Genomic DNA, 24619 nt, shown 5'->3' with positions numbered 1-24619 from the left:
GCGGCTCGGCGGGTCAGGTCGCCTGCTCGGGCAGGTCGCGCAGCCGCCGGACGGGGGAGAAGAGCACCCAGAGCACCCCGGTCAGCGCGCCCGCGGTGGCGATCCAGAGCGCCTCGCGTACCCCGAGGGCGGTGCCGAGCGCGCCGCCGATGAGCGCGCCGATCGGCCGGATCCCGTAGTTGACGGTGCGCCGGGCCCCGGTCACCCGGGCCAGCATCGCGTCCGGGGTGAGCGCGGTCTGCACCGAACCGGAGACGATGTCGAGCAGCATCACCCCGACGGCGCAGAGGAACTCCGCGGTGAAGAGCATGCCGAGCACCAGCGGCGTGGGCCCGCCGGCGAGCGGCACGAGCAGCAGCGGCGCGGGGAAGAGCACGAAGCTGGCCACCAGCGTCGGCCCGATGCCGAAGCGCCGGGTCAGCCGCCCGGTGACGGCCGCCCCGCACAGCCCGCCGACCGCGCCGGCACCGAGCACCAGGCCGAGCATGCCCGGCGCCAGGCCCAGCTCCTGGGTGGCGTAGAGCACGAAGAGCGCGGCGAACATGAAGTTGAACAGGTTCACCGTGGTGGTGCCGAGCAGGATCGCGCGCATCATCGGCGCCCGGGCGAGGAACCCCAGCCCGGCGCCGATCCCCAGGCCGCCGCCGCGCGCCGGCGCCGGCTCCGTCGGCCGGATCCGCGCCAGGAAGTACGCGGACACGACGTACGACAGCGCGTCGGCGAGCAGGGCGATCGGCGCGGTGAGCACCTGCACCAGCACGCCGCCGATGCTCGGCCCGGCGACCAGGGACATCGCCCGGCTGCCGTTGATCAGCGTGTTCGCGTCGACGTAGTCGCGTCGCTGCACCAGGGACACGAAGAGCGGCCCGCGGGCCACCTCGAAGAGCACGGCGAGGGTGCCGACGCCGAAGGCGACGAGGTAGAGCTGCGGCAGGGCGAGCAGGTCGAGCAGGTACGCCGCCGGCACCGTGGCGAGCAGTAGGGCCCGGCCGAGGTCGGTGAGGATCATGACCCGCCGCTTGTGCGGGTAGCGGTCGACCCAGGCGCCGGCGAGCAGCGAGAAGAGCAGGTTCGGGGCGAGCAGGGCGGCGGTGAGGTAGCCCATCTCGGCGGGCCCGGCGCCGGTGCCGAGCACGGCCAGCAGCGGCAGCGCCAGGGTGGAGATCTCGTCCCCGAAGTAGGACACGGTCTGGGCCGACCAGTAGCGGCGGAACGCCCGCTCGCGCAGCAGCCGGGGCAACCGGCGGTGCCGGGCCGGGCCGGCGGGCGGGGCGGTGGCCGGGGCGGTGGCCGGGGCGGCCGTGCCGCTCACCGGGGGCCGCCGTCGTCGCCCCGCTCGGTCGGGTCGGTGGCGGCGGCCGGCTCCCGCCCGGTCCGCGCGGGACCGCGCCGGGTTGAGGCCGGCGCTGAACCCGGCCCGGCTGAGGCCGCTGCCGGCTCGGCGGTGGTCGGTTCCCGCTCGGCGGGGGCCGGTGCCGGCTCGGCGGCGGCCGGTTCCGGTCCGGCGGGGGCCGGCTCGGGCAGCAGGGCGAGATGGATCAGGCTGACCTTGCGGCTGCCGGGGGGACGCCGGGTCGGGTCGGTGATCCGGTCCTCGTACTCGGCGAGCAGGGCGTCGATCCGGCCGGTCAGCTCGCCCAGCTCGTCGGGGGTGAGGTGCAGCGTCAGGTCGCTGAACCCGGTGACCGCCCGCCAGGCCGCCGGCTCGCCCGCCCGCCGGGCGAGGTACTCCTCGGCGCGCCGGGTGTACTGGGCCAGCTGGGTGGCCGTCAGCTCGTCGGTGGCGGCGCGCAGCACCGGGTCGTCGGAGGCGTCGTCCCACGAGGTGACCATCGCGGTGGCCCGCCAGGGGCGCTCCCGGGCGTCGGCACCCGGCACCCGCTCGGCGAGCCCGTACTTGGCCAGCTGGCGCAGGTGGAACGAGCAGTTCGGCACGCTTTCGCCGAGCCGGGCGGCGGCCTGGGTGGCGGTCATCGGACCGTGCTGACGGAGCAGGCCGACGAGGCTCATCCGCAGCGGGTGGGCGTACCCCCGCAGGGCGGTCGGGTCGGAGAGCTTCACCCGGGACAGCGACATACGCTAAAGCTATCTTTATAAAGATATCTTTAGCAAGTGTCGACGCGACAGTCCGCAGCACCGGGATCAGCGGCCGGACCGTCCGCGCCGGCGCGGACGGCCGCGCTACCGGGTCAGGTGTAGATGGTGTTGACGTAGTCCGGGCCGTAGTGGCGTTCCAGGTCGGCGAGGTCCGCCGCCGGGTACTCCACCTCCTTGACCAGCCGGGCGCGGGACGGCAGCGCGTCCGGCTGCCAGCTCTCCGGCCGCCACAGCTCGGAGCGGAGGAACGCCTTGGCGCAGTGGTAGAAGATCTGCTCGATCTGCACCACCACGGCGAGCACCGGCCGGTGCCCCTTGACCACCATGTCGTCGAACCAGGGCGCGTCGCGGACCAGCCGGGCCCGACCGTTGATCCGCAGCGAGTCGGTCCGGCCGGGGATCAGGAAGATCAGCCCGACGTGCGGGTTCTCCAGGATGTTGCGGTAGCCGTCCGCCCGCCGGTTGCCCGGCCGCTCCGGGATGGCGACGGTCCGGTCGTCCAGCACCAGGGTGAACCCGGGCGGGTCGCCCTTCGGCGAGACGTCGCAACTGCCGTCCGCGCCGGCCGTGGCGACCAGGCAGAACGGCGACGCCGCCAGCCACTGCCGGTCGCGCTCGTGCAGGCTGGTCCGCTCCTTGGCCGCCGCCCGCGCGGTCGGCGTGCCGAGCAGCTCGCGCAGCTCCTCCGCCGAAGTGATCTCCACCGTCACGTCGTCCTCCCCCGTCCGTTGATCTCGGTGACGACCCGCCCCGGCGCGCCGTCGGCTACAGCCTAGGCAGCACGGTCCGGCGCGAGGTTTGCCCCGCGGTGTCGGGGGTACCGCGTGACCACACTCGCCGGAGAACAGTGGAGGCCCGGAGATGGAGAGCCGACTCAAGGTGCTGGGCCACCCCGTGCACCCGATGCTGGTCATGTTTCCGGTCGCCCTGCTGGTCACCGCCGTCCTCTTCGACGTGATCGACACCGTCGGCGGCCCGGACTTCCTCGGCGAGGTGGCGTACTGGAACATCGCCGTCGGCCTGATCGGCGGCCTGCTCGCCGCGGCGGCCGGCGCGTTCGACCTGCTGGCGATCCCCACCGGGACGCGGGCCAAGCGGGTCGCGCTCACCCACGCCGCCGCCAACGTCGCGGTGATCCTGCTCTTCGCCGCGATCTGGGTGGTCCGGCTCAACGCCGATTCCCGGGCCGCCGGTGGCGCGCTGATCGCGATCGAGGTGGTCGCCGTGGCGATCCTCGGCATCAGCGCCTGGCTCGGCGGCGAACTGGTCGACCGGCTCGGCGTCGGCGTGGACCGGGACGCGGGCCTGAACGCGCCCAGCTCGCTGCGGTCCCCGACGCCCACCCGGGTCCGCGAGGCGCGATGAGCCGGCGCGACGGACGGATCAGCAGGGACGGCGTGACCGGGTCGAAGGCCCGGGCGGAGCGAGGGGAGGCGCTGGCATGAGCGAGCGTGAGCGAGCGAATCATCGGTGCGGCGCGGTGGTGCCTCATGGCGGCACGGAGCGAAGCGGAGTGCCGGCATGAGCGAGCGTGAGCGAGCGAATCATCGGTGCGGCGCGGTGGTGCCTCATGGCGGCACGGAGCGAAGCGGAGTGCCGGCATGAGCGAGCAGGGTGGGTTCGGCCGGGGCTGGCGGGGCCGGCAGCAGGGCTGGGACCCGATGGGCGAGTTGCAGTCGCTCCGTTCCGAGCTGCGGCGGCTGGTCGGTGGCCGGTCCGGCCCGCCGGAGGTCGAGCTGGCCGAGACCGCCGACGGCTGGGAGGTCGTCGTCCGGCTGCCCGGGGTGGCGCCGGAGGAGGTGGCCGTGGAGCTGGACGACCGGGAACTCTGCGTCCGCGCCCGCACCGAGGCCGAGGTCAACGCCGACCACGGCATCCCCGGCGGCTTCGAGACCCGCGGTTTCGAGTACCGCGTCGACCTGCCCTCCCGGGTGGACCCGGACGCCATCGACGCGGTGATGGACCACGGCCTGCTCCGGGTGCGGCTGCCCCGGGCCGCCCGGCCCGCGCCGCGCACCATCACCGTCGGCCGCACCGGCTTCCGCGCCGACAGCGAGGGTACGCCGATCGACCCGGCCGCGGACCGGGAGCTGCACCACCCGGACACCGCCGCCGGCGGGCTCGACCGGCCGTAACGGGGCCGCGTGGTCACCCCGGCCCTGCTCGGCGCACCCGCCGAGCCCGTGCCCGACGTCGAGCGGATCGCCGTGCTGCGGGCCAACGCGCTCGGCGATTTCATCTTCGTGCTGCCGGCGCTGGACGCGTTGCGGTCCGCGTACCCCGAGGCGGAGATCGTGCTGCTCGGCGCGCCGTGGCACGCGAAGCTCTGGCGCGACCGGCCCGGCCCGGTGGACCGGGTGCTGGTGGTACCCGCGGCCCCCGGGATCCGGGGCCCCGACCCGGGCGAGCCGGCATCCGGGATGGCGGACTTCCTGACCGCGGCCCGCAAGGAGCGCTTCGACCTGGCGTTGCAGGTGCACGGTGGCGGCGGCAACTCCAACCCGCTGGTCAGCCAGCTCGGCGCCCGGGTCACCGCCGGACTGCGGACCGAGGACGCGCCGCCGCTGGACCGCTGGATCCGCTACGTCTACTACCAGCACGAGGTGATCCGCTACCTGGAGGTGGCCGCGCTGGTCGGCGCGCCGGCCACCACCATCGTGCCGACGCTGGCGGTCACCGACGCGGACCGGGCCGAGGCGGCCGAGGTGCTCGGCCCGCCGGAGCGGCCCCGGGTGGCGCTGCACCCGGGCGCCACCGACACCCGCCGGCGCTGGCCGGCCGAGCGGTTCGCCGAGGTCGCCCGCGAACTGGTCGGCGACGGGTACGAGGTGCTGGTCACCGGGACCGCCGCCGAGCAGGACGTGGTGGACCGGGTGGTGGCGGCGGCCGGGGTGCCGCTGCGACCGCAGGTGGGCACGCTCAGCCTGGGCGGGCTGGCCGGCTGCTACGCCGGTTGCGAGCTGGTCGTGTCGAACGACACCGGACCGCTGCACCTGGCCGCCGCGGTGGGCACCGCGACGGTCGGCGTCTTCTGGGTCGGCAACCTGATCAACGTGGCGCACCCGCTGCGCGGCCGGCACCGCCCGATCAGCTCCTGGACGGTGCACTGCCCGGTCTGCGGGGTGGACTGCACGCCCGGCATCTACCCGCACCGCCCCGGCGACGGCGAGTGCCCGCACCGGGACTCGTTCGTCACCGACGTGCCGGTGGTCGAGGTGCTGGAGGCGGCCCGGGAACTGCTCCGCCCCGAGCCCGGCGCACCCTGAGCGGCCCGGCACCGCCGTGGCCGCGGGTCAGCGTTGCGGGTGGCGCGATCGGGTTCGAAGTCCGCGCGAGGCCCGGTCGGGCCACTGCCTCAGACCCGCTGGGCCTCATCCTCCTCGGCGAGGACGACCTCCCACGCCTCCACCTCCCGGTCGGTGACAGTGGTCGGCGACTCCAGGTGGTACGCGCCGCTGGGCAGGACGCCGGCGCCGCCGAAGCGCGCCAGCACGGCGAGCTGGGCGGCGACATCCTCGCCCTGGTGCTTCTCGTGCACCCGCCGCCAGAAGTCGAAGCCGCCGGAGTCGACCAGCTTCGCCCGGTCGTAGAGCACGCACCCGCCGATCCAGGAGACCTTGTACGCCCGCCACGCCCCCGGCGGCAGGTCCAGCTTGCCGGTCACGTGCAGCAGGTTCGCCGCCGGATGGATCTGCGCCCGGTCCCACTCCGGCGTGCCGGGCCGGATCCGTTCCGGCGTGGGCGGGCCGATCCACTCCTCGTAGTGCCGGTGCGTCTCCGGCCGGACGTCGTCGAGGTAGGAGAGGCCGTGCACCGCGTTGCCGACGAAACCGCAGCCCAGCTCGCCGATCGCGGTGACCAGCCGGCGCAGGGTGCCCGGCTCCAGCCAGACGTCGTCGTCGAGGCAGAGCACGTACCGGGCGGCGGAGGCGGACAGCAGGTAGGCCCGGTGCTCGGCCAGCCCGCGCCGGGGCAGCCGGCGGGTCAGCAGCACCGGGTGCCCCCGGTGCCGCAGCGCCCGGACCATGGTGGCGGCCGCCGGGTGGGTGAAGGCGGGGCCGTCGTCGGACTGGTCGCTGACCACCACACCGAACCCCGGTACACCCTCCTGGGCGGCCAGCCCGGCGAGGGTGACCGCCAGCTCGGCCGGCCGGTTGCGGGTCGGGATCAGCACGTCGAGCAGGCGGTCGGCGCGGAACCCCTCGGCCGAACCCGGGTCGAGCGGCCGGTTCACGACCGCTTGCTCGTCAGCGACGGATCCGTCTCGCGGTCCTGGCCGTGCGCCCGGATCCGGTCGATGATCGCCGAGGTGGACCGGTCCGGCACGTAGCCGAGGGTGCGCACCTGGCCGCCGAGCCGCCGCACCAGCGGGGCCTCCGGCACCATCTCGGGCGGGTAGTCGCCGCCCTTGACGTAGACGTCGGGGCGGACCGTCTCGATCAGCGAGGCCGGCGAGTCCTCCTCGAACACCACCACGTGGTCCACACAGGAGAGCGCGGCGAGGAGGGCGATCCGGTCCTCCACCGGGTTCACCGGCCGGTCCGCGCCCTTGAGCCGGCGTACGCTGCCGTCGGAGTTGACCGCCACCACCAGCAGGTCGCCGAGCGCCCGGGCCTGCTCCAGGTAGCGCACGTGGCCGCGGTGCAGCACGTCGAAGCAGCCGTTGGTGAACACGATCGAGCGCCCGGCGGCGCGGTGCTCGGCGGCGATCGTGGCCAGCTCGCCGGCGCCCACCAGCGCCGGGTGCCCGGTGTCGGCCGGCACGTCCAGCGCGCTGAGCAGGTCCTCCCGCCGGCACACGCAGGTGCCGGTGTCCGAGACGGTGATGGTGGCGGCGAGCTGGGCCAACTGGGCGGCGGTGGACAACGGCGCGTCGGCGGCCAGGGCCAGCGTCATGGCGGCCAGGTACGCGTCCCCCGCGCCGACCGCGTGGCTGGCCGGCACCGGGGTGCTGTGGCTGCGCCGGGGCTCGCCGTCGGCGCCGCCGACCACCGCCCCCTCGGTGTCCAGGGTCACCGCCACCACGTCCGCGCCGGTGTGCGCGCGCAGCTCGGCCAGGCGCGACTCGGCCAGCACCGCCCGGTCGACGCCCTCGCCGGCGGTGGCGTTCACGGTCACCCCGGTACCGGTGACGCTCAGCCCGTCCCCGGTCATCGCCACCCGGCCCTCGCCGGGCGTCGGCTCCCCGGTCGGCCCCGCTCCGGCGGCCAGGCCGACCGCTTCGTCCGGTCGGTCCGGCACCCCGGCCGGGCTGTCGGGCAGGCCGGCACCACCGGGCGCGGCGCCGACGGTCAGCTCGGAGGGGCCCTCCGCCGGGTCCCCGTCCGGGTGGTCCAGGTGCAGCTCGGTGCCGCGGCCGCGGGCACCCGCGGCCCGGGCCAGCAGCCGGGTGGCCTCGGCGAAGCTCGGCGTCACCACGGTCGGCGCGAGGCCCCGCCAGTCGGCGAGGTCGTGCGCGTCCAGCGCCACGGTGGCGTACCGGTCCCGGTTGGCGACCAGCCAGGCGCGTACCGGGGCGGGCAGTGCGCCCAGCGCGTAGTCGCAGACCACCAGGGTCGGGGCGGCGCCGCCGGCGGCCGCGCGCAACTCCTCGGTGGCGCAGTCCAGCGCGGTGAGCAGCCGGGCCACCCCGTCGTCGGTGAGCGGGTCGTCCGGGTCGCCGGAGTCCTCCCGCAGCAGGATCTGGTTGCCGGCCAGCATCCGTCGCTTGACCGGCGTCGGCCGGCCCGGCTGGTTGACAGTACGGTCCCACACGCCGGCCCGGTCGAGACAGTCGTGCAGTTCGTCGCCGGCGACGTCGGCGCCGATCGGGGCGACCAGCACGGCCCGGCCGCCGAGCGCGGCGATGTTCACCGCCGTGTTGGCGGCCCCGCCGGCCGCGGAGATCCGCCGGCGCAGGGTGAGGACCGGGGCGGGCGCCTCCCGGCACAGCCGGTCGGACTCGGCGAACCGCCACTCGTCGAGCATGGCGTCGCCGATCACCAGGACGGGACGACCCGACCAGCTCTCCACGACGGTGGCGAGCCGGCGCTGTTCCGCTGCTGCTCCTGCCATGCCCTTCGGGGTCCCCCCGGTCCGGCGGGTCAAACCTGCGTACCCCCGGGCCCGGGCCGCCCAGCGATCGACGGTGGTGAGCGGCCGCCGGCGTCGGCGGTTTCGGACACCGGGGCGCGGGAAGGGGTTTCGGGTACCCCGGAAAGGAGAAGTACCCAGATGGCAGCGACGAAACTTCAGGGCAAGCGGATCGCCTTCCTGGCCGCCGACGGCGTGGAGGAGGTCGAGTACGTCCAGCCCCGCGAGGCGGTCGAGCGGGCCGGCGCGACGGTCGAGCTGGTCTCGCTGAAGCCGGGCTCGATCCAGTCCTTCAACCACCTGGACCAGTCGAAGACGTACGACGTCGACGTGGCGGCAACCGACGCGGACGCCGGCGGGTACGACGGGCTGGTGTTGCCGGGCGGTGTGGCGAACCCGGACTTCCTGCGGACCGATCCGGACGCGGTGCGGTTCGTGAAGGCGTTCTTCGACGCCGGCAAGCCGGTCGCGGTGATCTGCCACGGGCCCTGGACGCTGATCGAGGCGGACGTGGTGCGCGGCCGCCGGATCACCTCCTGGCCCAGCCTGCGCACCGACCTCACCAACGCCGGCGCCACCTGGCTGGACGAGCCAGTCGTAACAGACGACAACCTGATCAGCAGCCGCAGACCCGACGACCTCCCCGCCTTCTGCCAGGCCCTCGTCGACCGCTTCGCCACCGCCTGACCCGCACCGCGTCGATCATGAGGTTGGCGGCGAAGTCGATCTCCAGGCGTGCCGCCAACCTCATGATCGACCGGGAAGTGGGCGGTGCGGGGCATGTTCTGCGGGGGGTGGGAAAGGGGCGGGGATGACGACGGAGGAGCACGCCCCACCCGCGCTGAACAGTCGCCAGATCCGCCTGCTGATGCTCGGCCTGATGACCGGCATGCTGCTGGCCGCGCTCGACCAGACAATCGTCGGCACCGCGCTGCCGACCATCGTCGGTGAGCTGGGCGGGATCAACCACTACTCCTGGGTGGTGACCGCCTACCTGCTGGCCTCGACCGCCTCGACCCCGCTGTACGGGAAGATGGCCGACCTGTTCGGCCGCCGGCCGGTCTTCCTCTTCTCGATCGGCACGTTCCTGGTCGGCTCGTTGCTGGCCGGGTTGTCGCAGGACATGACCCAGTTGATCGTCACCCGCGGCATCCAGGGCCTCGGCGCCGGCGGTCTGATGACGCTCGCGTTCACCATCATCTCGGACGTGGTGTCGCCCCGGGAGCGCGGCCGCTACCAGGGCCTGTTCGGCGCCGTGTTCGGCATCTCCTCGGTGGCCGGCCCGCTGGTCGGCGGCTACTTCGCGGAAACCGACTGGCGGTGGATCTTCTACATCAACGTGCCGCTGGCGATCCTGGCCATCGTCGTCTGCTCCCGGGTGATGCGGCTGGTCCCGTTCACCCGCCGCGAGCACGCCATCGACTGGCTCGGCGCGGGGCTGCTGGTCGCCGGGGTGAGCTGCCTGCTGCTCGCGCTGAGCTGGGGCGGCAACGAGTACGCCTGGGGCTCCGGGGTGATCATCGGGCTGATCGCGGCCGGCGCGGTGCTCGGTGTGCTCTTCGTGCTCCAGGAGGCCCGGGTCGCCGAGCCGATCCTGCCGCTGCGGCTGTTCCGCAGCCGGACGTTCGCCCTGGCCAACAGCGCGGGCTTCGTGCTCGGTCTGGTGATGTTCGGGTCGATCATCTTCATCCCGCTCTACCTGCAGATCGTCAAGGGCGCCTCGCCCACCCGCAGCGGCCTGCTGATGCTGCCGATGATGGCCGGCATCATCGTCACCTCCGTGCTCACCGGGCGGGCGATGAGCCGGATCGGCCGCTACAAGTGGTTCCCGGTGATCGGCTCGGTCGTGCTGCTGGTCGGCATGCTGCTCTTCACCCAACTGCACGTGGGCACCTCGCTCTGGCTGGCCTTCGGCTTCATGGTGGTGATCGGCGTCGGCCTCGGCCTCTGCATGCAGTCGCTGATCCTCGCCGTGCAGAACGCCGTCTCGATGCGGGACCTGGGCGCGGGCACCTCCGCGGCGACCTTCTTCCGGTCGCTGGGCGGCGCGTTCGGGGTGGCCATCCTCGGCGCGGTGCTCTCCGCGCGGCTCACCTCCGGGCTGGCCGACCGGCTGCCCGCGGCGATCGCCCAGCTGCCGCCGCCGGAACAGGCAGCGGTCGCGGCGAGCGGCGGCGCGGACATCTCGGTGAACGACCCGGCCACCATCATGGCCCTGCCCGCCCCGGTGCGCGCCGCGGTCCAGACGGCCTTCGTCGAGTCGCTGGACCGGGTCTTCCTGACCGCCGGGGTGATCGCCATCCTGGCGGTGCTGGTCACCCTGGCGCTGCCGGACGACCGGCTGCGCGGTACCGGCCCGGAGGGCGCCACCGGCGGCACCGACGGCCTGGGCGGCGAGGCGCCCGCCCCCGGCGGCAAGCCGCTGACCCGGGGGTCGAAGGAGGAGGCGGCCGCCGAGATGGAGGCGAAGAGCCAGACCCTGCTCTGATCCGCCCCGGCCGGGCCGGTGGGGCCGGTCCCCTCACGCCGCGGCGGTCCCCTCACGCCGCGGCGGTCCCCTCACGCCGCGGCGGTCCCTCACGCCGCGGCGGTCCCCTCACACCGCGGCGGTCACTTCAGGATCAGGCGGTTGGTCTGCTCGAAGACGTCGAGGTCGGCGAGGGTCTCCGGGACGCTGGCGGAGATCGGGGCGGGTAGCTGGTCGCGGCGGAAGAAGCCGGCGTCGATCGTCTCGTCGGTCACCCGGGCGAGCTGGCCGTCCCACTCCTCCACCCGGAACGCGGTGGTGAAGATCTGGTACGTGTGGCCGTACATGTTGGTGTGGGTGCGGTCCGGGCCGGTGTAGAGGGCGAACGCGCTGACCCGCAGCGCCCGCAGCCCGGTCTCCTCGCGCACCTCGCGGACCGCGCAGTCGGCGATCGACTCGCCCAGCTCCATCGCGCCGGCGGGCATCGCCCACTGGCCGTTGTCCGAGCGGCGGATCAGCAGCACCCGTCCGGCGTTGTCGCGCACCACCGCGCGGGCGCCGACGAACATCAGCGTCCGGTCACCGGCCAGGGCGCGGAGCTGCCCGACGTACGAATCAGCCCAGGAGATGCTCACCCGGACAATTTACGGGGCAGGCCGAGGCCGGACGGGTTTTCCAGGGTTCCCAAGGTGTGACCGGCGACACTAGCTTGTTACCCATGCGTAGCACGATGATGGACGCCCCTCTCCAGGTCTCCCGGATCCTCGACCACGGCTCCACCGTGCACGGCACGGCCGAGGTGGTCACCTGGACCGGCGCCGAACCCCGCCGGATGACGTACGCCGAGGTCGGCAGGACGGCCGCCCGGCTGGCCCACGCGCTGCGCGACGAGTGCGGCGTGACCGGCGACGAGCGGGTCGGCACGTTCATGTGGAACAACAACGAGCACCTGGTCGCCTACTTCGCGGTGCCCAGCATGGGCGCGGTGCTGCACACCCTCAACATCCGGCTCTTCCCCGACCAGGTCGCCTACATCGCCAACCACGCCGAGGACAAGGTGGTGCTGGTCGACAGCACGCTGATCCCGCTGCTGGCCCGGGTGATCGGCGAGCTGACCACGGTGCGGCACGTGGTGGTGGTCGGCGGCGGCGACCCGGCGCCGCTGGTCGCCGCGGCCGGTGACCGGATCACCGTGCACCACTGGGACGAGTTGCTGGCCGGCCGGCCCGAGACGTACGACTGGCCCGAGGTCGACGAGCGGGACGCCGCGGCGCTCTGCTACACCTCCGGCACCACCGGCAACCCGAAGGGCGTGGCCTACTCGCACCGCTCGATCTACCTGCACTCGCTCCAGGTCTGCATGCCGGAGGGTTTCGGGCTCGGCCCGACCGACCGGGAACTGGCCATCGTGCCGATGTTCCACGCGATGTCCTGGGGGCTGCCGTACGCGGCGTTCCTCTCCGGCGCGTCGCTGATCATGCCGGACCGGTTCCTCCAGGCCGCGCCGATCGCCGAGATGATCGCCGCCGAGCGGCCCACCCTGGCCGGCGCGGTGCCGACCATCTGGACCGACCTGCTGGCCCACCTGGACAGCCACGACGTGGACACCTCCTCGCTCAAGGAGGTCATCGTGGGCGGGTCGGCCTGCCCGCCGGCGCTGATGCACGCGTTCACCGACCGGCACGGCATCGAGGTCATCCACGCCTGGGGGATGACCGAGATGTCCCCGCTCGGCTCGGTCTCCCGGCCACCCGCCGGGGCGACCGGCGACGAGGCCTGGCGCTACCGCTACACCCAGGGCCGGGTGCCGGCCGGCGTGCAGGCGCGGATCGTCGGCCCGCTGGGCGAGCCGCTGCCCGCCGACGGCAGCTCCGTGGGCGAGCTGGAGGTCCGGGGGCCGTGGGTGACCGCCCGGTACGTCGGGGACGACGCCCCCGACGAGGAGAAGTTCCGCGACGGCTGGCTGCGTACCGGGGACGTCGGCACCCTGTCGGCCGACGGTTTCATCACCCTCACCGACCGGGCCAAGGACGTGATCAAGTCGGGCGGCGAGTGGATCTCCTCGGTCGAGTTGGAGAACGCCCTGATGGCCCACCCGGCGGTGCTGGAGGCCTGCGTGGTGGGCGTGCCGGACCAGCGCTGGGACGAGCGCCCGCTGGCCACCGTGGTGGTGCGCGAGGGGGCCAGCGTCACGGTGGAGGAGCTGCGCGACTTCCTCGGCCGGTCGGTGGCCCGCTGGCAGTTGCCGGAGCGCTGGGCCTTCGTGGACGCGGTGCCGAAGACCAGCGTCGGCAAGTTCGACAAGAAGGTGGTCCGGTCCCGCTACGCCGAGGGCGACCTGGATGTCCGGGAACTGGCAGCGCCGTAACGTTTTCTCGGGCAGTGTCGCCTCTTGGGTAGGGACACACTCCTGAGAGACATCCCTCCCCAGGGGCGGCCCCGGCGTTCGCACCGCGCCGGGGCCGCCCGTTCCATGCGGGGCGACCCGCACCGTCATTCTTGCGAAACTTGTTCGCCTCTGTCCTGCGGAACGACGAAATAGGTTCGGATTTCCGCAGCTCACGGGCTTGACGGCGGTCCTGTCAGGGCGCCCTCGTACGATCCGGGCGTCCACCGGTCGACCGCAGCCCAGGAGGCGTCCATGGCCACCCTCAAGACCGCCCCCACCGGCGCGAGCGTCGACGACTTCCTGGCCGCCGTGCCCGACGAGGCGCGCCGGAGCGACGCGACGGCGGTGCGCGACCTCATGCGGGAGGTCACCGGCGAGCCGCCGACCATGTGGGGCGACAGCATCGTCGGCTTCGGCCGGCGGCGGCTGCGCTACGCCACCGGGCGCGAGCTGGACTGGTTCCTGGTCGGCTTCTCGCCGCGCAAGGCGGCCACCACGCTCTACCTGCCGGAGGACTTCCCGGGCAAGCCGGAGCTGCTGGCCCGGCTCGGCCGGCACACCGTCGGCAAGGGCTGCCTCTACGTCAAGCGGCTCGCCGACGTCGACGTCGAGGTGCTCACCGAACTGGTGCGCGCGGCGGCCGCCCAGGCCCACTCCGGCGACCCCGCCGGCTGACCCGCCGTCACTGTTCGCTGGTGGTGATCAGCACCTTGCCCACCACCGAGTTCTCCACCGCCCGGTGCGCCGCCTGGGTGGCCGAGAGCGGGTGGTGGTGCAGCGGCAGGCCGGCCTCCTCGCCGACCCGGATCCCGCCCTGGGCCGCCGCCGCGGCGACGTCCCGGACGGCCTGCGCCTTGGCGGCCTTCGGCTCGGTGTAGACGAGCACGAACTGCCAGCGCGCGTTCGGCATCATCAACGGCCGGATCGGCAGGGTGACCTCGGCGCCGCCGTCGTCGGCGTACACGCAGACCGCGCCACCGTTGCGCAGCAGCTGGACGTCGGTGGCGGCGTTGCGCGCGGCGGAGACCTCGACGATGGTCTGCACCCCGTCGGGGGCGATCTTGCGGACCTCCTCGACCACGTCCTGCTCCTTGTAGTTGACCACGAAGGAGGCCCCGGCCGCTGCCGCCAACTGCGCCTTCTCCGCGCTGCTGACGGTGGCGACGACGCAGGCGTCGGCCCAGCGGGCGAGCTGGATGGCCGCGTTGCCGACCGCGCCCGCCCCGCCCTGCACCAGCACGGTGTGGTCGCTGAGCGCGCCGGCGTGCAGCTTGTCCGGCATGTACTCGCCGGCGGTCAGGCAGCGGTGCGCGGTGAGGAACGGGATGCCCAGGCAGGCGCCCAGGTCGAAGGAGGCGTCGCCGAGGCGTACCGCCTGCCGCACCGGGACCACCGTGTACTCGGCGGCGGTGCCCCAGGGCCGCTGCCAGGCGGCCTCCCAGAGCCAGACCCGCTCGCCGATCAGCTCCTGGTCGACCCCCTCGCCGACCGCCTCGATCACCCCGGCGCCGTCCTGCCCGGGGGTCTGCCAGCCGGCCGGCAGCGGCCACTGCCGGCGGGCCTTCCAGTCCGTCGGGTTCACCCCGGAGACGGCCACCCGCACCAGCACCTCGCCCGGCCCCGGCTCCGGCACCGGCCGGTCCACCAGTTGCAGCACCGAGACGTCGCCGGTGCGCTCGTACACGATCGCCTTCATCGCCGTCTCCTCACCCGCGAACGCCCGCTGCCGGGCTCGCGCCGTCGGCTGCGGTACCCGACCGGATCGCGCTCATGCCGGCCGCCCCGCAAACCGTACAACCGGACAGTGCGGGGGAGGGACCGGTCAGCCGAGCCGGGCCACGGTCTCCGCCGTCAACTCGTCGACCGAGCCGAGCACCACCGCGGCCAGCCGGGCCGCGTCGTCGTCCAGCGGGTACGCCCCGTGCGGGATCGCCACCACGGCCATCCCGGCGGCGGCCGCCGAACGCACCCCGTTGGAGGAGTCCTCGACCGCGACGCAGCGGGCCGGGTCGACGCCGAGCCGCTCCGCCACGGCCAGGTAGACGTCGGGCGCCGGCTTGCCCCGCTCGGTCTCCTCGGTCGACAGGGTGGCCCGGAACGCGTCGGTCAGGCCGGTGGCGGCCAGCGCCGCCGCGATCAGCCGGGTCGGTGACGAGCTGGCCAGGCCGAGCGGCCACCGCGCGGCCAGCCGGCGCACCACCTCCGGGGCGTCGTCGATGACGGGTACGCGGGCCGCGTAGCGCCGGGTCATCTCCTCCACGACCTCGCTGGCGACCTGCTCGGGGCTCCGCCCGACGCCCAGCTCCGCGCTCAGGTAGCGGGACCACTCGCCGGTGCTCATCCCCATCAGCCGGCGCTGGGTGTCGGCCTGCCACGTCCCGCCGTGCTCCGCCACGTACGCCCGCCGGACCTCCTCCCAGACCGGCTCGGAATCCACGATCACGCCGTCCAGGTCGAAGACCACCGCATCCACCACGTGCCCATCCTGCCCGACCGGCCGCCTCAGGTGAGGAAGGGCGCCCACTCCCGCGCCCCGACGATCCGCACCCCCGGCGTCGAGTAGTACGGGTCCCGCGCGAGCAGCCGGTCCAGCGCCGCCCGGTCGGGCACGTCGAAGACGAGCACCGCGCCGGAGTCGTCGGCCAGCGGGCCGGACATCCGGACGATCCCCTCGGCGTGCAGGGCGGTCAGCAACTGCCGGTGCGCCGGACGGGCGGCGAGCCGTTCCGGCGCGTCGGTGAAGGCGAGTTCCACGATCCACATGTGGGGCACGATAGGCGCACCCGGCACAGCCGCCTGGGTCAGGCCGGTAGCGCGGGGAGGCCGATGGGGCTGTCCGGCGGGATCACCGTGTGCCCGGCGCGGGCGATCGGGTCGAGCAGTTCGCGCAGCCGGTCGGTACGGTCCGGGCCGAGCACGCGCCAGGGGCGGGCCGCGGCGGCGTCGGTGGCGTCCTCGACGGCCTGGAACCCGGCCCGGCCGCGCTCGGTCGGCTCGCCGTCGGGGGTGAGCCAGCCCCGCTCGGCCAGCCGCTCGCGGGCCGCCGCCCACTGCTCCTCCGACCAGCCCCGGCCGAGCAGGTTCTTCGGTGCCAGGTCGACCGCCACCCGCCAGGCCAGCGTCTCGACCGGGTCGAGGTCGGCGGCGACCAGCGCGGCGATGTGCCCGTCGCCGCGGTGCTCGCGCAGCGTGGTGGCGGCCTGCCAGAGCCGGGCCAGCGGGTACTCGCCGGCGGGCAGGGCGGCGTTGGCCGCGCCGAGCACCCGGCCGGCGGGCTCCAGCGTGCCGGCCGCCTCCTCGAGCAGGTCGGCGGCCTCGGCCAGGTGCGACTCGGGCAGCTCGTAGGTGAGTTCGGCGAGCGCCTGCACCGCGCCGGTGAGCCGGGCGCGCAGCGCCTCCGCCGGGGTGGCCAGCCGCCAGACGGCCGGCAGCGCCCGGGCGACCATGTGCGGGGCGAAGCTGAAGAACGCCGCGATCACCGGGGCGGCGTCGGTCGGGCCCAGCGGGGCGGCCCGACCGGCGAAGTAGCCCCGCCAATAGCCGCGCAACCCGACCGCCTCGTACGCGGCGCGGGCCCGCGGGTGGAAGTAGGTGATCGCGTGCACCGGCTCGAAGTGCGTCCACAACAGTCGGGCGGTCCGCCCCGGGTCGTCCGTCACGGGCCCCTCCACGTCCGGTCCGTCGTCACCCCGGGCAGCGGGCCGCCCGGGGTGACGCTGAACCTACTGCCGTCCGGTGACGGCTCGGAAGCCCTGTGTGGGCAACTGCATCGATCCCGGGTGACAAGCCGGGCGTACCGGTCGGGTCACTGCGCGGCGAGCACGTCCACGACGAAGCGCAGCGGGCCGGCCGGGCGGCCGCCGGAGGAGTCGTTGCCGTACGCCAGCTCGGCCGGGATGTCCAGCTGCACCCGGCTGCCCACGGTCACCCCGACCAGGCCCTGGTCCCAGCCCTTGATGACCTGCCCGACGCCGATCGCGAAGCTGGCCGGCTGGCCGCCCTCCCACGACGAGTCGAACTCCTTGCCGTCGGAGTAGAACACGCCCACGTAGTTCGTGGTGATGGTCTGGCCCGCCTGCACGGCCGGGCCGGTGCCCTTGATCAGCGGGGTCACGGTGAGCTTGGTCAGCTCGCCCTTGCCCGGGCTCACCGCCGGCTTGGTCTTCAGCGCCGGATCGGCGCCCTCCGGCAGCTGCGGGGCGGCGGGGGCCGCCGCGTCGTCCGCCGGGGCGGAGGCCGACGGGCTGCCGGCCGCCGGCTGGGCCGGGTCGTCGTCGCCCTGGCCGACGATCACGAAGACGGTGATCAGCACCGCCACCACGGCGAGACCGGCCAGCCCGCCGAGCCACGCCTGCCGGCGCCGCTTCGCCTCGGCGGCCTTCTGCGCCGCCAACTGGGCGGCCAGCCGCCGCTCCGACTTCGACCGGTTCTGCGTGCCTTCGCTCACTCGTCGACTCCCTGCTGCGAGGTGGTGGCCGGCATCGCTGCCGGGGGGAAAGCCGACGCACACGGTACCCGGCCGGACGCCCACCGTGCCGCATCCGCCCGGCCGGAACGGACGCCGGTGCCGGGCCGGCACGAACCGCCGCGGCGCGGGCCGGCGGCGCGCGGCTCAGTCCGGGTCGGGGACCACCATGAAGTCGGTCACGAACGAGGTGACCCGGCCGTCCGCGGCGCGCCCGATCCAGGTGCCGTAGCAGCCGTCACCCCAGCCCGAGGAGACGGTCACCACGTTGGCGCCGGACGCCTCGTCGAGCACGGCCGTGATCAGCCCGGGCACCGGGGTCTCGGGATACTCGGCCGGGATGAACACCTCCTCGACCTGGTCGTAGTCCCACCCCGACAGCACCTCCAGGGCGGTCGGATCGGCCAGCGTGGCCATGCCGGCGTCCACCCCGAAGCCGAAGTAGCCGTCGTCGTCGAGGGTGCTGACGTCCTGGTCGCCGACCAGCGCCAGCTCCCAGCGCACCGCCGGCTCGTCGTGCACCACCAGCTCCAGCGCGGCCACCCGCCGGTCCGCCTCCGCGCCGTCGCGCAGCACCGCCGCCACCCAGGCCCGGGCCGGGTAGCGGCCGGGCGGCACGGTGACGGTGAACGGTTCGGCCTCCGGGCAGACCAGCGGGTCGCAGCCGACCACCTGGCCGGTGGGGAGCACGACGTCGTCGACCGGGTGCGCCTGGATGACGTACGCACCGTGCTCGTCGGCGTAGCGGGCGCCGGGGGTCAGCAGCCGGTGCAGGTCGGGGACGTACGGCATGGACGGTCCTTCCGGGGGCGGTGTCGGCCGGCGGAGCGTAACCGGCCCGGCCGACACCCCCGTCAGGCGTCGCCGACGTGCCGGCCCAGGGCCGACCGCAGGTGGTTCTTCGGGCGCGCCCCGACGATGGAGTCGACCAGCTCACCCCGGTCGAACACCAGCAGGGTGGGCAGGGACAGCACCCGGTACCGGCGGGTGGTCTCCGGGTTCTCGTCCGAGTTGATCGTGGTGATGTCCAGCCGGCCGGCGAACTCGACGGCCAGTTCCGCCAGGCTGCGGGAGATGGCCCGGCACGGCGGGCACCAGTCGGCCCAGAAGTCGACCACCACCGGCCGGTCGGCGGCGAGTACGGCGGAGTGGAAGGTGGCGTCGGTGACAGTGGTCAGCGAGCCGCTCTGCGCAACCTCAGGCATGTTTCCTCCCGTTGGGCGATGGCGTGGGCGAGCTGCTCCCGCAGCCCCTGCCGGACCGTCCGCAACCGGTCGATGCCGGCGTCGACCTCGGCCAGCTTGCGACGCAGCACCGCCACCGAGTCGGGGCAGACGTGGCCGGAGCTGTTGCCGGCCCGCAGGCAGGCGACGAACGGCCGGATGTCGTCGAGGCCGAAGCCCACCGCGAGCAGCGACCGGATCTCCCGTACGACGGCCAGCTCGGCCTCGTCGTAGACCCGGTAGCCGTTCGCCGAGCGGCCCGGCCGGACCAGCCCGTGCGTCTCGTAGTAGCGCAGCGCGCGCGTGCTCGTGCCGGCGCGCTCAGCCAACTCGCCGATCAGCATCCGACCCTCCCTCGCCGGTGGCGTCGCGGCCCACGCTAGACCTTGCCGCCGACGTCAAGGCAACGTCGGATGCCGGGCACCCGGGCGGTTCCGCCGGTAGATTCCGACCATGGCGATCCTCACCGACGAAGACCTTGCCCTGCTCGCCGAACCACAGCTGGCCCACGTCGCCACCGTCGAGGCCGACGGCTCGCCGCACGTGACCCCGGTCTGGGTGGACACCGACGGCGAGCACATCCTGTTCAACACGGCCAAGGGCCGGGTCAAGTACGAGAACATCCGGCGCAACCCGGAGGTCGCGATCTCCGTGGCGGACAAGGCCAACGACTTCCGCACGCTGTGGGTGAAGGGCACGGCCGAGCTGGTCGAGGAGGGGGCCGACGAGCACATCGACCGGATGGCGCAGAAGTACCTCGGCCAGGACCGTTACCCGTTCCGGCAGGTCGGGGAGGAGCGGGTGATCGTGCGGATCACCCCCACGCAGAAGCTCGGCCGGGGCTGACGCGGGGGACCGGGGTCAGGCGGTCTTGCGGGCGGCCTTCTTCGGGGCGGCCTTCTTGGCCCCGGTCTTCTTCTCCGCCGCGGCGGTCTTCTTCGGCGCGGCCTTCTTCTCCGCCGCCTTCTTGGGGGCCGCCTTCTTCTCGGCGGTCTTCTTGGCCGGCGCCTTGGCGGTCTTCTTCTCGGCCGCCTTCTTCGCCGAACGGGCCGCCGAGATCGGGGTCGGCTCCGCGCCGCCGCCCCGGGCCGGCGCCTCGCCCCGGGCCGCCTTGGCCCGCTCCACGGACGCCTTGAGCGCGGCCATCAGGTCCACCGCCGCCGCCGGGGCCTCCTCGACCTCCTCCGGCTGGACCACCTCGCGGCCCTCCACCTTGGCGTCGATGACCTCCTGCAATGCGGCCCGGTAGTCGTCGGTGAACTCGTCCGGGTGGAAGTCCCCGGCCATCGAGTCGATCAGCGAACTGGCCATCGCCAGCTCCGGCGGCCGGACCTTCAGGTCCTCGTCGAGGAAGCCGAAGTCGGGCTTACGGATCTCGTCCGGCCAGAGCATGGTGTTGAGCAGCAGCACGCCCTCGCGGACCCGCAGCGTGGCGAGCTGTTCCCGCTGGCGCAGCGCCACCTTGACGATGGCCACCCGCTCGGAGTCGGTCAGCGCGTCGCGCAGCAGCACGTACGGCTTGGTCGCCGCGCCGTCCGGCTCCAGGAAGTAGGCCTTGTTGTAGAGGATCGGGTCGACCTGCTCGGCTGGCACGAACTCCAGCACGTCGATCGCGTGCGAGGTGCTCAGCGGCAGCTCGGCGAAGTCCTCGTCGGTGAGGATCACCATCTCGCCGCCGCCGATGTCGTAGCCCTTGGCGATGTCGTCGTAGCTGACCTCTTCGCCGCAGATCTGACAGGTGCGCTTGTAGCGGATCCGGCCGCCGTCTTCCCGGTGCACCTGGTGGAACCGGATGTCCTTCTCCTCGGTGGCCGAGTAGAGCTTCACCGCGATCGAGACCAGCCCGAACGAGACGGCACCCTTCCAGATGGCTCGCATCCCGTGCTCCTCTCCCCGGTACAGCCCAGGATCGCAAATGATCGAAGCGGGCGCGAGCGCTTCGGCCGGCAACTACAGTCATGAGGTGCCCGGCGCACCGCTCAAGCCGATGCTCGCGATGACCGGGCAGCTCCCGGCGGGTGACGGCTGGGCGTACGAGTTCAAGTGGGACGGGGTCCGCGCCCTGGCCGACATCTCCGGCGGGCGCCAGCAGCTCTACGCCCGCTCCGGCGTGGAGATCACGGTCGCGTACCCGGAGCTGGCCACCCTGCGTACCCAGGTGGACGACGCGCTGCTCGACGGCGAGGTGGTGCTGCTCGGCGAGACCGGCCAGCCCTCGTTCACCGCGCTCGCCGAGCGGATGCACGTCCGCGACCGGAACAAGGCCGCCCGGCTGGCGGCGGTCATGCCGGTCACGTACATGATCTTCGACCTGCTCCGGCTCGACGGCGAGGACCTGACCGGCTGGCCGTACGCCCGCCGCCGGGAGGCCCTGGACGGCCTGATGCTGGGCGGCGCGCGGTGGGCGGTGTCGCCGCTCTTCCTCGACGGCCCGGCCACCTACGAGGCCGCCGGCGAGCACGGCCTGGAGGGGGTGATGGCCAAGCGGGTCGACTCGGTCTACCGGCCGGGGGTGCGCTCGCCGGACTGGGTGAAGGTCAAGCTGGAGGTCACCGGCGACTTCGTGGTGGGTGGCTGGCGGCCGGGCGCCCGCCGGATCGGCGGCCTGCTGGTCGGGGTGCCCGGCCCGGCCGGCCGGCTCACCTACCGGGGCCGGGTCGGCGGTGGCATCGGCGCGGCCCTGGAGCGGGAACTGCTGCGTGAGCTGGAGCCGCTGCGCACCGGCGCGTCGCCGTTCGCCGGAGACGTGCCGCGCGAGGATGCCCGGGGAGCGATCTGGGTAACACCCCGGGTCGTGGTGGAGGTGAAGTACGGCCAGCGCACCCCGGACGGGCGACTGCGGTTCCCCCGGGTGCTCCGGCTGCGACCGGACAAGCCCGCCGAGGAGGTCGACGATGCCGGCTGACCGGCTCCGGGTGGACGTCGAGGGCCGCCCGCTGGAGCTGTCCAACCTGGACAAGGTGCTCTATCCGGCGGCCGGGTTCACCAAGGGCGAGGTGATCGACTACTACACCCGGATCGCCCCGGTGCTCCTGCCGCACCTGAGCGACCGGGCGCTGACCCGGATCCGCTTCCCCAACGGGGTGGACGACAAGTCCTTCTTCGAGAAGAACAAGCCGGCCTCGACCCCCGACTGGGTACGGGTGGAGACGCTGCCCGCGCCCGGGTCGACCAAGGGCCGGGAGACCATCGACTACGTGGTCGCCGACGACCTGCCCACCCTGGTCTGGCTGGCCAACCTGGCCGCGCTGGAGCTGCACACGCCGCAGTGGAAGATCGGCGAGCACCCGGACATGATGGTCGTCGACCTGGACCCGGGCGCACCGGCGGCGCTGCAGCAGTGCTGCGAGGTGGCGCTGCTGATGCGCGACCGGCTGGCCTCCGACGGCATCTCGTCCTATCCCAAGACGTCGGGCAAGAAGGGCATGCAGCTCTGCTGCCCGATCGCCGGCGCCCAGGACGCCGACGTCGTCTCCGGTTACGCCAAGCGGATCGCCCAGGAGCTGGAGCGGGCCCATCCGAAGCTGATCGTGTCGAAGATGGCGAAGAACCTGCGGCCGGGGAAGGTCTTCATCGACTGGAGCCAGAACAACGCGGCCAAGACCACGGTGGCGCCGTACTCGCTGCGCGCCCAGGCGGTGCCGTCGGTGTCCACGCCGTTGACCTGGGACGAGGTCGCCGCCGGTGCGGCCGGCAAGCGTCCCGCCACCCGCCCCTACACCTCCGCCGAGGTGCTCAAGCGGGTGGAGAAGTCCGGCGACCTGTTGGCCCCGCTGCTGGAGGGCGGGCCCGAACTCCCCGACGCCTGACGGCGGCCGGCTCAGCGGGCGAAGAGCAGGACGGCGTCGAGCAGGATGACCACGGCGGTGGCGAAGTGGATGCCGAAGGCGACGGCCTTCGCGCCGCCGTGCCGCAGCACGATGAGGGTGTCCGCCAACGGGATGATCGCGACGATCAGCATGTACCAGGCGACGGCGTCGGCGCTGGCGAAGGCGATCAGCGCGAGGCCCAGCAGGCCGTAGGTGAGGTCGCGCACGCCCTTGATCGTCAGGTAGGCGGCGTCCCCGCCCGGTTTGGCCGGGACCCCGTAGCCGGCGGCGGAAGCCTGGGGCGCGAGGAGGAACCGCGCGCCGATGAGCACACAGAAGAGGCTGAGGACGACGGCGAGCCCGTAGGCGATGGTGCTGAGCATGGCTGACTCCGAACGCTAGCAGTGCTAGATGCGAGAGCGACGCTAGCAGAGCGTCGACAGAATGGCTAGCGGTGCTAGAGTTCCGGTATGTCAACTCAGGCGCGGCGCGAGCGGGAGCGGGCTGAGCGGGAGCGGGCGATCATCGCCGCCGCCCGGGAGCTGGCCGAGTCGGAGGGCTGGGACGCCGTCACCACCCGCCGGCTCGCCGCCGAGATCGAATACAGCCAGCCCGTCCTCTACAGCCACTTCAAGGGCAAGGACGCCATCATGGCGGCCGTCGCCGTGGAAGGCTGCGGCGATCTGGCCGTCGAACTCGCCGCCGCCCGGGCCGCCGCGACCGACCCGCGGCACGCGGTGGCCGGCATCGCCACGGCGTACGCCGCGTTCGCCGAACGCCGGCCCGCGCTCTACGACGCGATATTCACCCTCCCCGTCGACCTCTCCTTCGCCAGCCAGGACACCCCGGTCGAGTTGGCCCGGGCCTTCGCCGAGCTGGCCGAGACGCTGCGCCCCTTCGCCGGTGACGACGACCTGGAGACGTTCACCGAGACCTTCTGGAGTGGGCTGCACGGGCTGGTCACGCTGATGCGCAACGGCCGGCTCCGGCGGGAGGAACACGAGCGACGGCTGGCCCTGCTGGTCGACCGGTTCGCCCCGCCAGGCACGTCGACGTCGTGATCCACGAGGCGCTCTGCTTCGAGGTCGCCATGCGCTGACGCTCCGAGGCGGGTATGCGGTGGAATCTGTTTGACACCCACCAGGGGCGCGGTGCCTACTGCCTGCCGGGCCTTCACCGGTTGACGGATGGTTGGCGGTCGGTCGGTGGGCGTTGACGACAGGGGTGGGGATGGCCGGGACAGGCGGGTTGACCTGGAAAGAGTTCGGTGAGGACCACCTGCCGGAGCTGACCCGGCTGGCCGAGGCGTGCCTGGGCGTCGACGGCGGGCTGCCGCTGTTCGCCCGTACGCCGTTGGTGCGGGCGCGGCTGCTTCAGTCCCGTACCCTCGGCGCCTGGCACGACGGTGGCCTGGTCGCGGCCGTGGCGGTCGGCCTGGGCGGACGGCCGGCCACCAGCACCGGCCTGGTGCACCCGGCCTGGCGGGGGCGGGGCCTCGGCGGGCGGCTGCTGAGCTGGGCGGGCGAGCAGGCGGGCGACGCCGACCTGCTGGTGACCACCGAGACGTGGAGCGCGGGCGCGGAAGCCCTGTTCACGGCGCACGGCTTCGAGCGGACGTTCACCGAGTGGGTGCAGCGGCACGACCTCGGTTCCCTTCCCGATGTCGCTCGCCCCGACGGCGTGACCACCGAGCCCGTGACGCTCGACGCCGAGCTGTTCGAGACCTACCGGGCGTCGTTCGCCGACCGGCCCGGCTTCGCCTCGCCCACCGCCGACGAGTGGCTGGGTGAGCTGGGAGAGGACGACGAGTACCGGCGGGACCTGTCGCTCGTCGCGCGCGGTCCCGACGGTGCCGCCGTCGGCTTCGTCAACGTCATCGACAACTGGGTCGACCAGGTGGGTGTGGTGCCCGGGTGGCGGGGGCGGCGAGTCGGGGCGTACCTGGTGGCCTGTGCGCTGCGCGGCCTCGCCCGCGACGGGGCACGGGAGGTCTGGCTCTGCGTCAACGACAACAACCCGGCGGCGGGGCTGTACCGGCGGCTCGGGTTCGCCGACGCCGGCCGGCGGGCCCGCTACCTGCTCCGTCGCCGCTGACCA

Annotated in this window: 27 protein-coding genes and 1 pseudogene; 12 read left to right on the top strand and 16 right to left on the bottom strand. The window is 73.8% G+C overall.

The features are described 5' to 3' along the window. Positions 1-13: 13 nt before the first annotated feature. The 3 genes from Q3W71_RS07710 to Q3W71_RS07700 form a co-directional block, all read right to left on the bottom strand. Entirely contained in the window at positions 14-1240 is a 1227-nt protein-coding gene (locus Q3W71_RS07710; RefSeq protein WP_302918746.1) for an MFS transporter, read from the bottom strand. Between the two features lie 68 nt (positions 1241-1308). Next, a complete protein-coding gene (locus Q3W71_RS07705) occupies positions 1309-2076 on the bottom strand; it encodes a winged helix-turn-helix domain-containing protein (RefSeq protein WP_368050341.1) in 768 nt (255 codons plus the stop codon). Between the two features lie 113 nt (positions 2077-2189). Next, positions 2190-2807, bottom strand: coding sequence for a pyridoxamine 5'-phosphate oxidase family protein (locus tag Q3W71_RS07700; protein ID WP_302918564.1), 618 nt, complete (start codon positions 2805-2807; stop codon positions 2190-2192). Between the two features lie 151 nt (positions 2808-2958). Here Q3W71_RS07700 and Q3W71_RS07695 point away from each other — a divergent pair, with 151 nt between their 5' ends. From Q3W71_RS07695 to Q3W71_RS07685, 3 genes are all read left to right on the top strand, one after another. Then, complete coding sequence (locus Q3W71_RS07695) at positions 2959-3462, top strand: DUF2231 domain-containing protein (RefSeq protein ID WP_302918563.1); 504 nt, start codon at positions 2959-2961, stop codon at positions 3460-3462. 236 nt (positions 3463-3698) lie between these two features. Continuing rightward, a complete protein-coding gene (locus Q3W71_RS07690; RefSeq protein ID WP_302918562.1) occupies positions 3699-4232 on the top strand; it encodes an Hsp20/alpha crystallin family protein in 534 nt (177 codons plus the stop codon). 9 nt (positions 4233-4241) lie between these two features. Further along, positions 4242-5363 (top strand): glycosyltransferase family 9 protein, encoded by a 1122-nt coding sequence (locus tag Q3W71_RS07685; protein WP_302918561.1) that lies wholly within the window; start codon positions 4242-4244, stop codon positions 5361-5363. Between the two features lie 89 nt (positions 5364-5452). Here the strand turns inward: Q3W71_RS07685 and Q3W71_RS07680 are convergent, their stop codons facing one another. Together Q3W71_RS07680 and rfaE2 are read right to left on the bottom strand one after the other, a co-directional pair. Continuing rightward, the gene (locus Q3W71_RS07680; RefSeq protein WP_302918560.1) at positions 5453-6331 is read right to left on the bottom strand and encodes a glycosyltransferase family 2 protein; all 879 of its coding nucleotides are present in this window, start codon (positions 6329-6331) and stop codon (positions 5453-5455) included. Then, positions 6328-8151 (bottom strand): D-glycero-beta-D-manno-heptose 1-phosphate adenylyltransferase, encoded by a 1824-nt coding sequence (rfaE2, locus tag Q3W71_RS07675; protein ID WP_302918559.1) that lies wholly within the window; start codon positions 8149-8151, stop codon positions 6328-6330. Before rfaE2 ends, Q3W71_RS07680 begins: the two co-directional genes overlap by 4 nt. 159 nt (positions 8152-8310) lie before the next feature. Between rfaE2 and Q3W71_RS07670 the strand changes: the two genes are divergently transcribed. After that, a complete protein-coding gene (locus Q3W71_RS07670; RefSeq protein ID WP_302918558.1) occupies positions 8311-8856 on the top strand; it encodes a type 1 glutamine amidotransferase domain-containing protein in 546 nt (181 codons plus the stop codon). Between the two features lie 124 nt (positions 8857-8980). After that, a complete protein-coding gene (locus Q3W71_RS07665; RefSeq protein WP_302918557.1) occupies positions 8981-10657 on the top strand; it encodes an MDR family MFS transporter in 1677 nt (558 codons plus the stop codon). Positions 10658-10779: 122 nt separating this feature from the next. On the opposite strand, the gene Q3W71_RS07660 is transcribed toward Q3W71_RS07665, so the two are convergent. Continuing rightward, positions 10780-11271, bottom strand: coding sequence for an NUDIX domain-containing protein (locus Q3W71_RS07660; protein ID WP_302918556.1), 492 nt, complete (start codon positions 11269-11271; stop codon positions 10780-10782). Positions 11272-11354: 83 nt separating this feature from the next. On the opposite strand from Q3W71_RS07660, the gene Q3W71_RS07655 reads away from it, so the two are divergent. Then, on the top strand, positions 11355-13004 hold the full coding sequence (locus Q3W71_RS07655) for a fatty acid--CoA ligase (RefSeq protein ID WP_302918555.1): 1650 nt from the start codon (positions 11355-11357) through the stop codon (positions 13002-13004). A 273-nt stretch (positions 13005-13277) separates the two neighbouring features. Beyond that, positions 13278-13700: a DUF1801 domain-containing protein gene (locus Q3W71_RS07650; protein WP_302918554.1), complete on the top strand. Its 423-nt coding sequence runs from the start codon at positions 13278-13280 to the stop codon at positions 13698-13700. A gap of 7 nt (positions 13701-13707) precedes the next feature. On the opposite strand, the gene Q3W71_RS07645 is transcribed toward Q3W71_RS07650, so the two are convergent. The 8 genes and pseudogenes from Q3W71_RS07645 to Q3W71_RS07610 form a co-directional block, all read right to left on the bottom strand. Next, positions 13708-14721, bottom strand: a complete 1014-nt coding sequence (locus tag Q3W71_RS07645) for an NADPH:quinone reductase (RefSeq protein WP_302918552.1) — start codon at positions 14719-14721, stop codon at positions 13708-13710. Positions 14722-14847: 126 nt separating this feature from the next. Continuing rightward, positions 14848-15501, bottom strand: coding sequence for an HAD family phosphatase (locus tag Q3W71_RS07640; RefSeq protein WP_302918551.1), 654 nt, complete (start codon positions 15499-15501; stop codon positions 14848-14850). Between the two features lie 26 nt (positions 15502-15527). Continuing rightward, the gene (locus Q3W71_RS07635) at positions 15528-15788 is read right to left on the bottom strand and encodes a YciI family protein (RefSeq protein WP_302918550.1); all 261 of its coding nucleotides are present in this window, start codon (positions 15786-15788) and stop codon (positions 15528-15530) included. 38 nt (positions 15789-15826) lie between these two features. After that, positions 15827-16684 (bottom strand): hypothetical protein, encoded by an 858-nt coding sequence (locus Q3W71_RS07630; protein WP_302918549.1) that lies wholly within the window; start codon positions 16682-16684, stop codon positions 15827-15829. A gap of 146 nt (positions 16685-16830) precedes the next feature. After that, positions 16831-17507, bottom strand: a pseudogene (locus tag Q3W71_RS07625) (FKBP-type peptidyl-prolyl cis-trans isomerase). A 130-nt stretch (positions 17508-17637) separates the two neighbouring features. Then, positions 17638-18282 (bottom strand): DUF4241 domain-containing protein, encoded by a 645-nt coding sequence (locus Q3W71_RS07620; RefSeq protein WP_302918548.1) that lies wholly within the window; start codon positions 18280-18282, stop codon positions 17638-17640. A 62-nt stretch (positions 18283-18344) separates the two neighbouring features. Next, entirely contained in the window at positions 18345-18695 is a 351-nt protein-coding gene (gene trxA, locus Q3W71_RS07615; RefSeq protein WP_302918547.1) for a thioredoxin, read from the bottom strand. Then, positions 18665-19057, bottom strand: coding sequence for a MerR family transcriptional regulator (locus Q3W71_RS07610; protein ID WP_302918546.1), 393 nt, complete (start codon positions 19055-19057; stop codon positions 18665-18667). The genes trxA and Q3W71_RS07610 overlap by 31 nt, the downstream gene beginning before the upstream one ends. A 109-nt stretch (positions 19058-19166) precedes the next feature. Here Q3W71_RS07610 and Q3W71_RS07605 point away from each other — a divergent pair, with 109 nt between their 5' ends. Further along, on the top strand, positions 19167-19559 hold the full coding sequence (locus Q3W71_RS07605) for a PPOX class F420-dependent oxidoreductase (RefSeq protein ID WP_302918545.1): 393 nt from the start codon (positions 19167-19169) through the stop codon (positions 19557-19559). 15 nt (positions 19560-19574) lie between these two features. Here the strand turns inward: Q3W71_RS07605 and Q3W71_RS07600 are convergent, their stop codons facing one another. Further along, complete coding sequence (locus Q3W71_RS07600) at positions 19575-20591, bottom strand: Ku protein (RefSeq protein WP_302918544.1); 1017 nt, start codon at positions 20589-20591, stop codon at positions 19575-19577. An 85-nt stretch (positions 20592-20676) separates the two neighbouring features. Between Q3W71_RS07600 and ligD (Q3W71_RS07595) the strand changes: the two genes are divergently transcribed. Then, positions 20677-21618 carry a non-homologous end-joining DNA ligase gene (gene ligD / locus Q3W71_RS07595; protein ID WP_302918543.1) on the top strand — a complete coding sequence of 314 codons (942 nt, stop codon included), beginning with the start codon at positions 20677-20679 and terminating at the stop codon, positions 21616-21618. Further along, positions 21608-22522, top strand: coding sequence for a non-homologous end-joining DNA ligase (ligD, locus tag Q3W71_RS07590; RefSeq protein WP_302918542.1), 915 nt, complete (start codon positions 21608-21610; stop codon positions 22520-22522). The genes ligD (Q3W71_RS07595) and ligD (Q3W71_RS07590) overlap by 11 nt, the downstream gene beginning before the upstream one ends. Positions 22523-22533: 11 nt before the next feature. Here ligD (Q3W71_RS07590) and Q3W71_RS07585 read toward each other — a convergent pair whose 3' ends face one another. Beyond that, positions 22534-22905 (bottom strand): DUF4267 domain-containing protein, encoded by a 372-nt coding sequence (locus Q3W71_RS07585; RefSeq protein WP_302918541.1) that lies wholly within the window; start codon positions 22903-22905, stop codon positions 22534-22536. 87 nt (positions 22906-22992) lie between these two features. On the opposite strand from Q3W71_RS07585, the gene Q3W71_RS07580 reads away from it, so the two are divergent. Together Q3W71_RS07580 and Q3W71_RS07575 are read left to right on the top strand one after the other, a co-directional pair. Further along, positions 22993-23583 carry a TetR/AcrR family transcriptional regulator gene (locus tag Q3W71_RS07580; RefSeq protein WP_302918540.1) on the top strand — a complete coding sequence of 197 codons (591 nt, stop codon included), beginning with the start codon at positions 22993-22995 and terminating at the stop codon, positions 23581-23583. A 169-nt stretch (positions 23584-23752) separates the two neighbouring features. Next, entirely contained in the window at positions 23753-24616 is an 864-nt protein-coding gene (locus Q3W71_RS07575) for a GNAT family N-acetyltransferase (protein WP_302918539.1), read from the top strand. Positions 24617-24619: the final 3 nt, after the last annotated feature.

The sequence above is a fragment of the Micromonospora sp. C28SCA-DRY-2 genome (genome assembly GCF_030519475.1).
In the GTDB taxonomy this organism is placed as follows: domain Bacteria; phylum Actinomycetota; class Actinomycetes; order Mycobacteriales; family Micromonosporaceae; genus Micromonospora.
This window is presented reverse-complemented; position numbering and strand designations above follow the sequence as displayed.

Excerpts from the sequence above, each read along its gene's own strand:
- Q3W71_RS07645 (WP_302918552.1), bottom strand. The coding sequence starts at position 14,721 with ATGAAGGCGATCGTGTACGAGCGCACCGGCGACGTCTCGGTGCTGCAA.
- Q3W71_RS07695 (WP_302918563.1), top strand. The coding sequence starts at position 2,959 with ATGGAGAGCCGACTCAAGGTGCTGGGCCACCCCGTGCACCCGATGCTG.
- Q3W71_RS07580 (WP_302918540.1), top strand. The coding sequence starts at position 22,993 with ATGTCAACTCAGGCGCGGCGCGAGCGGGAGCGGGCTGAGCGGGAGCGG.
- Q3W71_RS07605 (WP_302918545.1), top strand. The coding sequence starts at position 19,167 with ATGGCGATCCTCACCGACGAAGACCTTGCCCTGCTCGCCGAACCACAG.
- Q3W71_RS07585 (WP_302918541.1), bottom strand. The coding sequence starts at position 22,905 with ATGCTCAGCACCATCGCCTACGGGCTCGCCGTCGTCCTCAGCCTCTTC.
- rfaE2 (WP_302918559.1), bottom strand. The coding sequence starts at position 8,151 with ATGGCAGGAGCAGCAGCGGAACAGCGCCGGCTCGCCACCGTCGTGGAG.
- Q3W71_RS07665 (WP_302918557.1), top strand. The coding sequence starts at position 8,981 with ATGACGACGGAGGAGCACGCCCCACCCGCGCTGAACAGTCGCCAGATC.
- Q3W71_RS07655 (WP_302918555.1), top strand. The coding sequence starts at position 11,355 with ATGCGTAGCACGATGATGGACGCCCCTCTCCAGGTCTCCCGGATCCTC.
- Q3W71_RS07650 (WP_302918554.1), top strand. The coding sequence starts at position 13,278 with ATGGCCACCCTCAAGACCGCCCCCACCGGCGCGAGCGTCGACGACTTC.
- Q3W71_RS07690 (WP_302918562.1), top strand. The coding sequence starts at position 3,699 with ATGAGCGAGCAGGGTGGGTTCGGCCGGGGCTGGCGGGGCCGGCAGCAG.
- ligD (WP_302918542.1), top strand. The coding sequence starts at position 21,608 with ATGCCGGCTGACCGGCTCCGGGTGGACGTCGAGGGCCGCCCGCTGGAG.
- Q3W71_RS07705 (WP_368050341.1), bottom strand. The coding sequence starts at position 2,076 with ATGTCGCTGTCCCGGGTGAAGCTCTCCGACCCGACCGCCCTGCGGGGG.
- Q3W71_RS07670 (WP_302918558.1), top strand. The coding sequence starts at position 8,311 with ATGGCAGCGACGAAACTTCAGGGCAAGCGGATCGCCTTCCTGGCCGCC.
- trxA (WP_302918547.1), bottom strand. The coding sequence starts at position 18,695 with ATGCCTGAGGTTGCGCAGAGCGGCTCGCTGACCACTGTCACCGACGCC.
- Q3W71_RS07610 (WP_302918546.1), bottom strand. The coding sequence starts at position 19,057 with ATGCTGATCGGCGAGTTGGCTGAGCGCGCCGGCACGAGCACGCGCGCG.
- Q3W71_RS07600 (WP_302918544.1), bottom strand. The coding sequence starts at position 20,591 with ATGCGAGCCATCTGGAAGGGTGCCGTCTCGTTCGGGCTGGTCTCGATC.
- Q3W71_RS07575 (WP_302918539.1), top strand. The coding sequence starts at position 23,753 with ATGGCCGGGACAGGCGGGTTGACCTGGAAAGAGTTCGGTGAGGACCAC.
- Q3W71_RS07620 (WP_302918548.1), bottom strand. The coding sequence starts at position 18,282 with ATGCCGTACGTCCCCGACCTGCACCGGCTGCTGACCCCCGGCGCCCGC.
- Q3W71_RS07635 (WP_302918550.1), bottom strand. The coding sequence starts at position 15,788 with ATGTGGATCGTGGAACTCGCCTTCACCGACGCGCCGGAACGGCTCGCC.